The organism is Pseudobutyrivibrio sp. JW11 (genome assembly GCF_900115355.1).
GTDB lineage: Bacteria > Bacillota > Clostridia > Lachnospirales > Lachnospiraceae > Pseudobutyrivibrio > Pseudobutyrivibrio ruminis.
Window position 1 is genome coordinate 438,240 of sequence record NZ_FOWB01000001.1, and the last position, 14,077, is coordinate 452,316.

9 protein-coding genes are annotated in these 14,077 nt (G+C 38.6%); 5 read left to right on the forward strand and 4 right to left on the reverse strand.

The window, feature by feature from the left end; all coding sequences use genetic code 11:
- The first annotated feature begins 4 nt into the window (after positions 1-4).
- From BM102_RS01880 to BM102_RS01890, 3 genes are all read left to right on the forward strand, one after another.
- The gene (locus BM102_RS01880; RefSeq protein WP_090478381.1) at positions 5-745 is read left to right on the forward strand and encodes a hypothetical protein; all 741 of its coding nucleotides are present in this window, start codon (positions 5-7) and stop codon (positions 743-745) included.
- Positions 746-860: 115 nt separating this feature from the next.
- Complete coding sequence (clpB, locus tag BM102_RS01885; protein WP_090478384.1) at positions 861-3,440, forward strand: ATP-dependent chaperone ClpB; 2,580 nt, start codon at positions 861-863, stop codon at positions 3,438-3,440.
- A 21-nt stretch (positions 3,441-3,461) separates the two neighbouring features.
- Positions 3,462-4,358, forward strand: coding sequence for an alpha/beta hydrolase (locus tag BM102_RS01890; protein ID WP_090478386.1), 897 nt, complete (start codon positions 3,462-3,464; stop codon positions 4,356-4,358).
- A 16-nt stretch (positions 4,359-4,374) separates the two neighbouring features.
- Here BM102_RS01890 and BM102_RS01895 read toward each other — a convergent pair whose 3' ends face one another.
- Positions 4,375-5,430 (reverse strand): LacI family DNA-binding transcriptional regulator, encoded by a 1,056-nt coding sequence (locus BM102_RS01895; RefSeq protein WP_044935991.1) that lies wholly within the window; start codon positions 5,428-5,430, stop codon positions 4,375-4,377.
- 229 nt (positions 5,431-5,659) lie between these two features.
- On the opposite strand from BM102_RS01895, the gene BM102_RS01900 reads away from it, so the two are divergent.
- The gene (locus tag BM102_RS01900; protein ID WP_090478390.1) at positions 5,660-7,162 is read left to right on the forward strand and encodes a glycoside hydrolase family 32 protein; all 1,503 of its coding nucleotides are present in this window, start codon (positions 5,660-5,662) and stop codon (positions 7,160-7,162) included.
- A gap of 10 nt (positions 7,163-7,172) precedes the next feature.
- Positions 7,173-11,687, forward strand: coding sequence for a hypothetical protein (locus BM102_RS01905; protein ID WP_090478393.1), 4,515 nt, complete (start codon positions 7,173-7,175; stop codon positions 11,685-11,687).
- Here the strand turns inward: BM102_RS01905 and BM102_RS01910 are convergent.
- From BM102_RS01910 to BM102_RS01920, 3 genes are read right to left on the reverse strand one after another with little or no spacing between them, the layout of a single operon-like run.
- Positions 11,676-12,293 (reverse strand): hypothetical protein, encoded by a 618-nt coding sequence (locus tag BM102_RS01910; RefSeq protein WP_090478396.1) that lies wholly within the window; start codon positions 12,291-12,293, stop codon positions 11,676-11,678. The two genes, BM102_RS01905 and BM102_RS01910, sit on opposite strands and share 12 nt — an antisense overlap.
- Complete coding sequence (locus BM102_RS01915; RefSeq protein ID WP_090478400.1) at positions 12,277-12,915, reverse strand: YesL family protein; 639 nt, start codon at positions 12,913-12,915, stop codon at positions 12,277-12,279. Before BM102_RS01915 ends, BM102_RS01910 begins: the two co-directional genes overlap by 17 nt.
- A gap of 15 nt (positions 12,916-12,930) precedes the next feature.
- Positions 12,931-13,986 (reverse strand): LacI family DNA-binding transcriptional regulator, encoded by a 1,056-nt coding sequence (locus BM102_RS01920; protein ID WP_044936000.1) that lies wholly within the window; start codon positions 13,984-13,986, stop codon positions 12,931-12,933.
- Between the last annotated feature and the right edge of the window lie 91 nt (positions 13,987-14,077).

Below are 14,077 nucleotides of genomic sequence, written 5' to 3' on the forward strand. Positions count from 1 at the left end.
ATTTATGGAAACAACAGATATTTTATTTAGAACGCATTTAAATTATCAAATTGAAGCTAATAGCGATGAGGAGCAAGTTCGGCAAGTTACGCGGGACGAAATCGAAAACATTGACCTACATCGCTGTACTTTCTCTGACTTCAAAACTTTTCTTGCTTACATTCGAGACAATTACCCAGATCATTATTTTAGTGATGCTGCTATCGAGGCAGTTAAGCCAACAGGCTTTAATGAAAATGAAAAATATGATTTTGTATCTTTAACGGACTATGCAAAGCACACGGCGATCACTATTGGTAATATGACATTATTTAATGAACTGCAAAAGCTGGCTAGTGCTATAGAACTTAGCAATATAAATCAATACGATTTTGATCCTCAGCCACCAGTATACGAAGAATTAGGTAGCTGTGTAGTCGGTGGAGCAAATATTGATGCATATAAACTGACTGCATATTTCCATGAAAGCAGCACAAAAGAAAGGCCAATTGTTGCAGTTCGTTCATATTCTATTGGTACAAAAACATATTTGCTTAATCCGGATATTATAGATATTCATTCTATTTATAAGCCTAATGCCACATTAATGGAGGCATTTGCTTACATGTGTTATGAAGACTATCGTCAGCATCGTACATCGCAATCTTTTGATAGACTTCTAATTAGTGGGGATGTAGATGTAGAAAGTTTGGAAGATATGTATTCCAACCACTATGATTTACGTGTATACGATAGAACTAATTGATAAGCTGTTCCACAAATTCTAAAATAATTATTAATTATTAGCACTCGGACTTGTCGAGTGCTAATTTTTGTGTTAGAACATAATTACAAGATAAATAACGGGTGGAGGTGAGATTATGAACATCCAAAAATTTACACAAAAATCAATCGAAGCAATTAATGCATGCGAAAAAATAGCCATGGATTATGGCAATCAGGAGATAGAGCAGGAGCATTTGTTGATGGCGTTGCTACGCCAGGAGAATGGATTGATTCCATCATTGATTAGCAAGATGGACATCGATGTGGAACAATTCAAAAATGCTGTAGATGCGGCACTTCAAGCCAGAGTAAAGGTTCAGGGTGGTGAACTTCGAGTAGGTCAGCATCTCAATTATGTTCTTACTTATGCTGAGGACGAAGCAAAATCAATGCGCGACAGCTACGTCTCAGTTGAGCATTTGATGCTTGCTATGATTAAGAAGCCAAGCACACCTATTAAGAATATTTTCAAGGCATTCAATATTACAAGGGATTCATTCCTTGCAGTGCTTGCAACGGTCAGAGGAAACCAAACCGTAAATACGGATAATCCAGAAGCAACCTATGACACACTTGAGAAATATGGATACGATTTGGTAGAAAGAGCTAGAGAAAATAAGCTTGATCCTGTAATCGGCCGTGATGAAGAAATCAGAAATGTCATCAGAATCCTTAGCCGTAAGACAAAGAACAATCCAGTTCTTATTGGTGAGCCTGGTGTTGGTAAGACAGCAGTTGTAGAGGGCTTAGCTCAGCGTATTGTCAGAGGTGATGTGCCTGAAGCACTTAAAAATAAAAAGGTATTCTCACTTGAGATTGGCTCAATGATTGCAGGTGCCAAATACCAGGGTGAGTTTGAGGAAAGGTTGAAAGCTGTTCTTGATGAGATAAAAAACTCAGATGGCGAAATCATCTTATTTATAGATGAGCTTCACACAATCATCGGTGCTGGTAAAAATGGTAATGGTGGTCTTGATGCAGGAAACATGCTTAAGCCAATGCTTGCCCGTGGCGAGCTCCACTGTATCGGTGCCACAACCCTTGATGAATACCGTGAGTATATTGAAAAGGATGCTGCTCTTGAAAGACGTTTCCAGCCTGTAATGGTTGACGAGCCAACAGTTGAAGACACAATCTCTATTCTTAGAGGTCTTAAGGAACGCTATGAAGTGTTCCATGGAGTAAAGATTACCGATGGCGCATTAGTTAGTGCAGCAACACTTTCTAATAGATACATTTCTGATAGATTCCTTCCAGATAAGGCTATCGACCTTGTGGATGAGGCCTGTGCACTTATTAAGACAGAGCTTGATTCCATGCCAGCTGAAATGGATGAGATGAATCGAAGGGTAATGCAGTTGGAAATCGAGGAGGCTGCTCTTAAGAAAGAGACAGATAGATTATCTCAGGAGCGACTTGCAGATTTACAAAAAGAATTGTCAGAGCTTCGTGACGAATACAACACAAAGAAGGCTGCATGGGACAACGAGAAAAAACTTGTTGAAGATGTGGCAAAAATCAAAGAAGAACTTGATGATGTGCAGGGCCAGATAAAGGTTGCACAGCAAAAATATGATTTGGAAGAGGCTGCAAAGCTTCAGTATGGTAGACTTCCAGAGCTTGAGGCAAAGCTTGCAGAAGCTGAAGAAAAGCTTAAAGCTAGGGATACAGGTCTAGTTCACGAAAATGTTTCAGAGGAAGAAATAGCAAGAATCATTTCAAGATGGACAGGCATTCCTGTAGCAAAGCTTAATGAAACAGAGCGCAGCAAGACTCTTCATCTTGATGAGGAATTGCACAAACGAGTTATGGGACAGGATGAGGCTGTAAAGCTTGTGTCAGAAGCTATAATTCGTTCAAAGGCAGGAATAAAGGACCCAAGTAAGCCAATCGGTTCATTCCTTTTCCTTGGACCTACAGGTGTTGGTAAAACAGAGCTTGCAAAGACATTAGCTCAGGCACTATTTGATGATGAAAACGCTATGGTTCGTCTCGATATGTCGGAGTACATGGAAAAGTTTAGCGTCAGCAGACTTATAGGAGCACCTCCAGGATATGTAGGATATGACGAGGGCGGTCAGCTTACAGAGGCAGTTCGTCGTAAGCCATATTCGGTAGTGCTTTTTGATGAAGTGGAAAAAGCACATCCAGATGTATTCAATGTTTTATTGCAGGTACTTGATGATGGTCGAATCACCGATTCACAAGGCCGTACAGTTGATTTCAAAAATACAATTATTATTTTAACCAGCAATATCGGTTCTCAGTATTTGCTTGAAGGAATCGATGAAAATACTGGTGAAATCACCCAAGCGACAAATGATTTGGTAATGAATGATTTGAGAAATTCATTCAGACCAGAGTTTTTAAATCGACTGGACGAAATCATCATGTTCAAGCCACTTACAAAGAGCAATATTGGTGGAATTGTAGATTTGATTATGGCTGAGTTGAATGGTAGACTTGAAGACAGACAGCTAAAAATCGAACTTACTCCAGCAGCAAAGCAGTTCGTCATTGATCAGGGCTACGATCCAGTATATGGCGCTCGTCCTCTTCGCAGATACATTCAGAAAAATGTGGAGACTATGGCAGCTAAAATCATACTTGCAGGAGATATAAGTGAGGGTTCAACAATCACAATTGATTCAGATGGAACCAAGCTGTTTAGTTAACACACAGGAGGATAATGCATTATGTCATTTCAAACTTTCATGTTTAAGTATATGGCAGCAAAGGGGGACAAAAAGAGGGATTCAACATTGAAAGTACCAGATAATATTCAACTTGAAACAAACATCAACTACCTTGGAAACAATGATAAATACAATCTTTTAGATGTTTATTTCAAGAAGGGCACAAATGAAATTCAACCTACAATTGTTAGCATCCATGGTGGTGGATATATCTACGGCACAAAGGAGATTTACAAACACTATTGTGTATATCTTGCAGGCCTTGGATTCACAGTTGTGAATTTCAACTATCATTTGGCACCAAAAGCTAAGTTCCCATCTCAGCTTAGTGAGATTAATCAGGTAATGCAGTGGATTGTGAAAAATGCCACTCAGTACAATATTGATATTAACAATGTATTCTTAGTGGGAGATTCTGCTGGAGCACAGATGTGCAGCCAGTATGCAGCTATCTTCACAAATCCAGAGTATGAAAAGCTATTTCCATTCAGCACCCCACAGGAAATAAATGTAAAGGCCATCGCACTCAATTGTGGCATGTACAAATTTGGCCTTGAAGCAGGTGGAAAGGGAAATGAAAAATTTACTCAGGATTTGTACAACATGTATGTTGGAAGAGACGATGATGAAGTAAAGAAACAGCTTGATGTGTTAGGTCACATTACTGAAAACTTCCCACCAACCTATGTTATGACATCCTACTACGATTTTCTGAAGGACAATGCAGAGCCTATGTACAATTTTCTTAAGGACAAGGGAATCGATACAGAATGGAAGCTGTATGGAGAGGAAGGTCAGGAATACATGGGACATGTGTGCCATGTCAATATGAATCTTGAAGAGGCCAAACAAATCAACCAAGATGAGGCTGCTTTCTTCAAAAAATATATAAAATAAAAATAAAGGATTCCACTTATTTAGTGGAATCCCTGTATATAACATCAGTTTCGATGTATGTTTTCTTATATGGCATAAGAGGATTTGCAATTCTAGAAAGAAGAATTTCTGCAGCTGTGTAACCCATAGAACTGCTATGGATTTTAACGGTTGTGAGGCTTGGCTCTAAAAGGGCTGCCTCAGGGGCATCATCAAAGCCACACACCTTTACATCTGCAGGAGCATCCTTGCCTAATAATCTAAGAGCCTTTAAAACCGACATTGCCAAGAAGTCGTTAGCACAGAAGAACAAATCTGGCATGGTTTTAAGGGCTTTTATTTTTTCACTAAGCCATAAAACATCTGAATATGGACAACTGTCATCCTCTAATATGCAGTTTGCTGTATCTATATTAATTCCTCTATCTGCAAGAACAGACACATATGCTTGCCATCTTTCAAAGAATGATTGGCAGTGGAAACGGTCACCTACGAAAGAGACATTCTTGCAGTCTTTTTTTATCAAAGTATCAAGCATGTGATACGAGCTTGATAGATTTTCCATGTATAAAACATCTGCATTTATTTCACAGCGATGAGATATAGGGCTATCTATAAAGAGAAGAGGAATATTTTGTTTGCACAAAAACTCGCTGTACTTTTCGGAAAAAAGCTCTATACATAGAATGCCGGCAATATTATCAATGTTAAGATTGCTAGGAAAACATAGATTGTCTATTTCATAATCTCTGATAATGTTGATGGTTAATTTGTAACCAAGGCTATCGATTTTGTGCTGGAATGCTTCTAAAAGCTTGGTTCCAGAGTGAGAGTAGCCTGGGAAGGAATGTGTAAACAAAGCAATTTCAGTTTTTCCATCTGAAGCAGGTAAATTTGCACTCACTGTACCATTGTACATGGCTCTTGAATCAGGCATACTAAACTGTTTGTATCCCATTGAAATGGCAGTTTGGCATATCTGATTTCTTGTTTCTTCTGAAACATTTCCTGTATTATTAAGGGCTCTTGAAACAGTGTTTCGTGACAATCCAAGAGCGTCTGCAATTTCTTGTAAAGTAACCCTTTTACTCATAATAGTCTCCTAAATTTAATCTAATATCAATCATACTTGAAGGTGATAAATGTGTCAATTGTAACATTTTGAAATAGTCTAGTATGTAATTTCTAACAAAATGAATGGTGCATTTGATTACATTTGCACAAAAATATGTTACTTTTGCAAAGCATTATTGATTTATATGCACCATGAATGTAAAATTTATGGTGCAAGATATAGTGCAAATGCACCTTAGGGAGGTAATATGAGAAAAGTAGCGGTAGTGATTTTGGCCGGTATCATGGGTTTAAACATGGTAGGATGTGGCAATCAAACAGTAGAGGCAGAGGCAGAGGAAGAGAAGTACTTGGGAGAAGAATATGATAATTATGAGTTGTTTCCAGCTTCGGTAGAAGGATTTATTGGAGATACAATGCCTTTTTATGATGATGGAAAATATAATGTTTTCTATTTGGCTGATCAACGAAATGGAAAACAGGGTTATCATCCATGGGCTTTGATTCAGACCAGCGATTTTACAGAGTATGATGACAAGGGTGTGGTGATTAATTATGGAGATACTGTCGAAAGTCAGGATATTGCACTTGGTACAGGAAGCGTAATCAAGGATGACAAAGGAATCTATCATGCATTTTACACAGGACACAATGATACATTTGAACCAAAGGAAGCTGTGATGCATGCCACAAGTTCGGACCTTGAGAACTGGGAAAAGATTCCAGCAGATACGTTTACAGGTGCGGGCAAGTACTCCACAGATGATTTCAGAGATCCATATGTTTATTATTCAGTTGATGATAAATGCTATGAGATGCTTGTAACCACTCGTTTTGAAAATAAGGGAGTTATCGTAAAATACACATCCCAAGATTTGAGTAAATGGACTGACGGGGGAGTCTTTTTTGAGAATGACTTGGGAACCGATTCAAATATGGAGTGTCCATCTCTTCTTCAATATAAAGGAAAATACTATTTGGCATTTTCTGATCAGTGGCCAAACAGAGTTGTTCACTACCGAGTATCAGATTCTTTGGATGGTCCATTTGAAAAGCCTGAAAGAGATACATTTGATTGCAATGGATTCTATGCAGGAAGATTGGAGACAGATGGAGAAAATCTTTATGTAGTAGGCTGGAATGGAACCAAGAAGGAACACCAGGATACAGGAGAATATGACTGGGGTGGAAATATGGTCACTCATCTTTTGAATCAAAATGATGATGGAACATTATCACCAGTATTGAATCCTGAGATTAATAAGAAGCTGATACATGAACTTGATTTGGAACCACTGAAAATGACAGAGACTGTGAAAGCAGACGGTACAACCTATACCTTTAGTGGTGACAAATATGAAATGGTTGGCTTTAAGAATCTAATGGGAAGCTACCTGTTAAAGGCAGACATCAAGGATTTTGATGCTGATGGCATGTTTGGCTTTTGCTTCAATACAAACACTGAAAATGTAGGCAATCTGAATATCATTTTCAACGGGGCAAATAATAGAATCGAGTTTTACAACGGCAGCAACATAATGGAAATAAGCGCTCAATCATATGTTGATTTTGATTTGTCAAAGGAGAAAGAGCTGCATGTATCAATGGTTATTTCTGATGGAGTTGTTTGCATGTATGTAAACGATGAGCTGGCTTTTACAACTCGTATGTATTTATCACAGGGAATGGAATGGGGGATTTTCTCAGTAAATTCCAATGTGGTATTCGAAAATATGAGCATTAGTAAGTAGGAGGAGAATAATGTTAAAAGAGGGGTTTAGTAAGGTGCTTCAGGCTATCCTGGCTCACAGGGTAAAAACGGCGCTGATTGCATCGGGAACCACGGCAGCTATTGCGGTTGCTGCAGTGGTAATGACGAATCATCCTATGGAAATTAAGGATGAGATAATAGCCTTAGGAGGCGGATGGCCGGATTCATTTTTTTCAGACGAATACGTAGAGCCTGAATTTGTGGATGATCCAAGCAGAACAAACAATGCCTTTAATGTGGCAGACTTTGGAGAACAGGGAAATAACGGTTGGTTTTATAGATATGGTTCAGCCCTGGACCCTGTTAAATCCAGAAGACTTGAGTCTTATGACGGGGAGAAATATTTCCAGCTTGGTAAAACGGGCATGGAAATAAAATCAAACTTTATACATACTGCCGAAGGAACGGCGCCAATTCTTGAGTGGCGAGCTGCAGATACAGGTAAAGTAAATGTACAGCTGACTTACGTAAAGAATGCCAATAAGGACAAGAATCCTTCTTATCCAGATGGTGTCACACTTTATGTGTACAAGGGCGATGAAGCAATTGGCAGATACGAAGTAGATGTAAGCACAGATAAGGAAGAGGTTGTAGAGGAAACAATCAAGGATTTATCTGTGGAGGAATTGGAGAGCCTATACTTTATCGTTGACCCAAACATGAACAATGCATTTGATGGTGGTTCGCTTTATGTTGCAATCAACGATGTAAACGCTAAAGGGCCAACTGCTTCGGTAGATACCACAAGAGAGAATAATAATGCAAACTCTCAGGAGGATTTTGGAAAGCAGGGAAATAATGGTTGGACGTATCTTTACGGCAAAAGTGTAAAGGATGCCAAGCTTGTATCCACAGAAAAAGATGGAGCATACATGAATGTTACATCTCCAAATCTTACAATTAGCCAGTATTTCATCCATCCGGCTATAAATGATGAGGCTATGCTTTGCTGGCAGCCAGCAGTGGATGGAAAGATTGAGGTCAGAGGAAAGTACACCAAGTTTGAGCAAAACGATGGTGATCCAACATGGCCAGATGGTGTAGTCGTATCTGTATACAAGAATGGTGAAAAACTATTCAACAAGAAGGTGGCTGCTCCAGCTAAGGGAGAAAACAGCATTTCCTTTAGAGAGAAGGACTTAGAAGTAACTACAGAAGATAAGCTATATTTTGTGGTTGACGCAGGAATCAACTCATCATATGACGGCGGATGCTTCGATATTAATATCATTGATAGAACAGGAGCAACTACAGAAGCAGATGTTCAGATAGATGAATCGGAGACAAGACAGAACTTTGCAGATGTAAAATATGATTTCGGCGAGCAGGGCAAAAACGGATGGTTCTATCAGGATGGATTTAGTGATGAGCCAACTGGTTCATATAACATGCAAAACTTCGAAACTGAAGAAGATAGATATTTTGATAGCAGCTATTTGGAAATAAAGCGTGATTTTGTAAACACAGGAAAGGGCAAATCTGCAGTAATTAAGTGGAAGGTTGCACAGACTGGTGATATCAAAATCGATGCAACTTATACAAAGTTCAAAAACGAAGATAAGAATCCAAGCTGGCCTGATGGTACTAGAGTAACCATCTATCACAATGATGAAGTTCTAGTTCAGGAAGAGTTTGAAGCTGATACTAAAAAAGAGATTACAAAGTCATTAAACGTAGAAAAAGTGTCTGTTAAAAAAGATGACTTCATCACAATGGTTGTAAATGGTAAGGACAATAATGCATATGATGGAGGAAGCTATGAGTTTTCAATAAAGGGCTTATCTCCTCTTACAGGAAAGACTCATAAGGATGTTACTTATACTGGTGGTTCTAGAACAAATAACGCTTCTATGCAGGAAGATTTTGGAAAGCAGGGAAGCAATGGTTGGGTATTCCAGTCAGGATATTATCTTGACCCTGATTTTGCGGTAAATGTTGAGACTTACAAAGAAAATGATAAGTACACAACTAACGATGGAATTGAAATAAAAAGAGACTACATTATGCCAGCCAACAAAGGCAGATCGGCAAATGTAAAATGGGTTGCAGCACAGACAGGTCCAGTAGATATTTCATTGACCTATACAAAACTGAAAAATGAGGATGCAAATCCTGATTGGCCAGATGGTGTAACTGTATATCTTAAAAAGAATAACGAAATCCTTAAACAGCAGGATTTTGAACCTCTTACAGACAAAGAAGTAACAAAGGATTTGTCAGTAGAAGGTGTAAATGTAAAAGCAGGAGATTGCCTGACACTTATGGTAGATGGCAAGGAAAATACAGCCTATGACGGTGGTAATTTCACATTTGTAATTGAAGATGCAGATTTAAAAACTGTTGATATGGTAAACAATAGTGGTAGCAACTATGCTAATCTTGCTTTAGATTTCGGCGAGCAGGGCAACAATGGTTGGTACTACTGGGAAGGCAAGAGTGTAGATAAGGCAGAGGTCCTTCGCCAGAAGACAGAGGACGGTACAGGCTACACTTCTAGAAAGCTTAAGGGCTTAGAGGTTAAGAAGGATTTCGTTCAGCCTCGTCTCAATGCTCATGCAATGTATAAGTGGGTTGTTGCTGTGGATGGTCAAATTGATATAACTGGAGCCTATGTTAAGTTTGGACATGAAGATCCTAATGCATCATGGCCTGATGGAACGGTAGTAACGATTTACAAGAATGGTAAGGATATATTTGATGAAATCTGTGCATGCCCACGAGGTGAGGACAGAAGTTACAAGACAGATATAAATATTTCAAAGCTTAGTGTTAAGGCTGGAGATGTTATTACTTTTGATATTGGCTGCAATAAGAACAATGCCTGGGACGGTGGACGTCTTGAAATTGACATTGAAGATGCTAATGCAACAAAGGTTGGAGTAGGCGACAAAAAGAGAACAAACAACACTGTGCTTGGCGCTATCGATTCAATCGAACAGGGTACAGATGGATGGTGGTTCTTAGATGGCACATCACTGAAGGATGCAAAGGTTCTTCACTACATGAATGATGATAGTACAGCATATCTTTCAGGAAAGAATGAAGGTCTGGAAATCAAGAAAGATTACGTTCATCCAGGAAAAGATGGAGCAGCCATTTATCAGTGGGTAGCTTATTCAGACGGTAAAATTGATATTTTAGGAGATTATGTAAAGTTTGGTCAGAATGATTCAAATCCAAGCTATCCAGATGGTACAAAGATTCAAATCTACATAAATGATAAGCTTTTAACTGAGCATGATGTTGCAGTATTTGCAGGTGATGGAAATGATAACAAAATCGATTTCATGTTCACTAAGCAGGATATTCACAGAGGAGACAAGGTATCATTTGTAATCTCAGCAAAAGGAAATAATGCATATGATGCTGGTAAGCTTTCAGTTAGCATATACGAAGCAAAGGAAGCAGCATCAAGTAGAACAAATAATACAGACCTTAAAAAAGCATTCGGTGAGCAGGGTTCAGATGGTTGGTATTATGGAATGTGCGATTGGGATGGCAAGAACTTTGAATTGCTTGAAATGGACACAGAAAACAACAGATACTACAACAATGGTAAGCCAGAGCTTAAGGCAGATTTTGTTGAACCAGGAAATGGTAAGAACGCTGCATACAAATGGGTTGCAGGTGAAACAGGAAAGATTAAGATAACAGGAAAATATACTAAGTTTGTTAGCAGCGATGATCCTGCAGCAGATGGTGTAGTTATCAGAATCTTTATCAATGGTGAGGAAAAGAAGTTTATTGGCGTTCAAGGAAACTTCTCAAGCGAAGTCACTAGAGATATCAATGAAGAATATGTTGTTCATGAAGGAGATGAAATCGTATTTGCGGTAAACCCTGAGGGCAACGATAGTTATGACGGTGGACGTCTTGAAATCAAGATTTCTGATGGAACAGGAAATGATGAGGAGGATGAGCCAGAGACTCCAGAGACTCCAGATGATCCGGATGAGCCAGAAAATCCAGGTGAAAACACAGACCCAGAGCCATCAGATGAACCTGAAACAGATGGCAGAACAAATAATACTAATCTTGCATCTGCATTTGGTGAGCAGGGCTCTGATGGATGGTATTATGGAATGTGCGACTGGGACGGAGCAAACTTTAGCGAGTTAGGCTATGATTCAGGGGCAAACAGATACTACAATGATGGCAAGCCAGAGCTTAAGTCAGATTTTGTAGAGCCAGGTAATGGTAGAAATGCAGCGTACAAATGGGTAGTAGCAGAAGATGGAACAATCAATATTTCAGGAAGCTATGTGAAGTTTGCAAATAGTGAAGATGAAAATGCTACAGGAACCTGCATGAGAATCAGAGTCAACGGACAGGAGATATACTTTGAAAATCAAACAGCTGGAAACTTTGATTCAGAAAGAGAAGCCACATTTGATAAAACAATAGATGTAAAGAAAGGCGATGTAATACTATTTGCCATAGATCCAGAAGGCAACGATGCCTGGGATGGAGGCAGATTAGTGGTAAATATCAAATCAGTTGAGTGATAACAGGTAATCGGAAACCTCTGGGGAAACCTCCTCAGAGGCGACGATGCCAACATAAAGATGTTCAGAAAAACCTGCTTGAACAAATATATTAGAGTAAGATAAATCGATAGCATATGGAACACAGCTTTCATCCTCTATGTAATAGTTCTCTAATTTGTTTGCGAGAGCAGGATTTTTTGACTCTAAATAATCCTTTGGATTTGTAAGATATCCAGCGTTATTAGCCATTTCGATGCCGTAGCTATCAGCAACAATAATATCAAGCTTGCCAGCACTAATGGCAGACATAAGCTTCATAGAAGATGCATAGGCATACTCCAGATTGTCGCTGGCTGGATCTTCAGTGATAAGTAGATTTGTGTAATTAGAAATGTTAAGACCTGTCGCATCATCGATAGATTCAAGCAAACTATCATCTGCGGCGATGTTTACATATGCCACATATAAATCTATATCATGATTTTTCTGTACAGTTCTAATGATAGAAAAAAGAATACAAATAATAGCTGCAGTGACTATTATGTGGATTTTGTAGTAATCCCAGATGTACTGCAGCTTTTGTGTTCTGTTTAATTGTGAAAATGTATTAATTTTGTTCTTCATAGTTCTCAGTGCTTTGTAGCTCGCATTGAATCAATATATTTTTCATAAGCATGGAATTAATAAGTGCACATGTGCCAACACCCAGGATGATGCATGGTGTACACACATAATATACGATGTATCCCATAATTAGAAATACGCCAAACATTATGACGGTGCAAAAAATAAAACGCATGCCAAGCATAATGGAGTTTTTAAATAGGTTGATTATCGTATTTTCGAAGTGGGCATGCAAAGGATAAATCCAAAGCAATACTATCGTATATGCGATAGAGGCTATGATAAGTACAGCACTGATTAATGTCCAAAGCTTTGATGTAAAACAAAGATGATAAAGAATGTATCCATCTGTGATGATGATGCATCCTAGCAAGGTCATAATTAATCCGATAATAGTGCTTTTCTTAAAATCATCCTTAAAAGCTTTAAAGAAAGCCTTGGTAATATAGCCTTCTTCATCTTTTACTATCTTTTGACAGCAGTAGTACAAAGCTGTTGTAGATGCTCCGATTGTGACAATTGGTATACAGCAAATAAACCAAAGTATATTTAGCCAGACGCTGTATACAATCTTGGTAAGAAAGGTCAGAACCGGACCGTCGTAATTAAGTAAATTTCTCATATAATCTCCTACTAATTAATCCCTAGTAGATTCTCTATAAATAAGGTTTGTCTCGGTATAAACAGTGCGATAGTTTAAATCAGGCTGTTCGATACGAGATACCAAAAGATTGGCAGCAGTAAAGCCCATAATCTGTGAGTGAATGTGACAGGTGGTTAAGGCTGGTGTCATAACCTTTGATTCGGCTGAATCATCGAAGCCTGCAACCATAACATCCTTTGGATATGAAAGACCCATAACCTTGAGGCAGTTGATTATGTCTATTGCAATGAAATCGTTGGCACAGATAAGCAATTCTGGAAGCTCATCAAGTGCTGAAATGACTTTAAATAGATTTGCAAAATATTCTGGGCCATGTGGATGAATATCTGTAAGACAGAACTTTTCATCTATTGGAAGTCCATTTAAATACATTGCATTTCTAAAAGCCATATATCGTTCAAAGAAAGAGCGGCAGTGATTAGCCTGGCCAACGAAACCAATCTTTTTAACACCGCGTTCTTTCATATTAGAAATCAAGTTAAAGAAGCCCGCTGAATTATCCATCATAAGCACATCTGCTTCAAGCTGATTGCTGTAGCTTTCAACTGGTGCATCCACAAATAGCATTGGGATGCCAAGGCTACAAAGCATCTCGCAATATTTCTGATTGAACATCTCTACACATATGATGCCTTTTGTGCGCTCTCTGTTAAAGCTGGCTGGTAAAACCATATCAGCAATATTGGCAGGAGTAACACGATGCATCAACATGCTATATCCCAAATCTGTAATTTCGTGCTGGAATTTATCAAGCATAGTAGAAGCAAAATGGGAGTTATCCAAAAAACTTCCTGTAAAAAGAGCTATTTCACCAGTGTGCTCTGGCTTCTTTACTATGCTTCCTCCGAAGATATCGGAAACTGAATTTGCGTATGAAAACTGTTTGTACCCCATTTCAACAGCTTTTGCTAATACCTTTTCACGTGTGGCATCGGCGAGGATGCCAGTGTTATTGATTGCCTTTGATACGGTGTTTCTTGAAACGCCAAGTGCATCGGCAATATCTTGAATCGTAACTTTGTTTGCCATTATATTCTCCTATTTATTTTATGTAAAAATCCGCTGTAGGATTTATTGTCTAAATCCGTTGATAGAATTATAAAATGTAAAAATATATTTG

What these genes read in the sequence shown, in the direction of transcription:
- BM102_RS01880 (WP_090478381.1), top strand. Translation starts at nt 5, where the DNA reads ATGGAAACAACAGATATTTTATTTAGAACGCATTTAAATTATCAAATT.
- clpB (WP_090478384.1), top strand. Translation starts at nt 861, where the DNA reads ATGAACATCCAAAAATTTACACAAAAATCAATCGAAGCAATTAATGCA.
- BM102_RS01890 (WP_090478386.1), top strand. Translation starts at nt 3,462, where the DNA reads ATGTCATTTCAAACTTTCATGTTTAAGTATATGGCAGCAAAGGGGGAC.
- BM102_RS01895 (WP_044935991.1), bottom strand. Translation starts at nt 5,430, where the DNA reads ATGAGTAAAAGGGTTACTTTACAAGAAATTGCAGACGCTCTTGGATTG.
- BM102_RS01900 (WP_090478390.1), top strand. Translation starts at nt 5,660, where the DNA reads ATGAGAAAAGTAGCGGTAGTGATTTTGGCCGGTATCATGGGTTTAAAC.
- BM102_RS01905 (WP_090478393.1), top strand. Translation starts at nt 7,173, where the DNA reads ATGTTAAAAGAGGGGTTTAGTAAGGTGCTTCAGGCTATCCTGGCTCAC.
- BM102_RS01910 (WP_090478396.1), bottom strand. Translation starts at nt 12,293, where the DNA reads ATGAAGAACAAAATTAATACATTTTCACAATTAAACAGAACACAAAAG.
- BM102_RS01915 (WP_090478400.1), bottom strand. Translation starts at nt 12,915, where the DNA reads ATGAGAAATTTACTTAATTACGACGGTCCGGTTCTGACCTTTCTTACC.
- BM102_RS01920 (WP_044936000.1), bottom strand. Translation starts at nt 13,986, where the DNA reads ATGGCAAACAAAGTTACGATTCAAGATATTGCCGATGCACTTGGCGTT.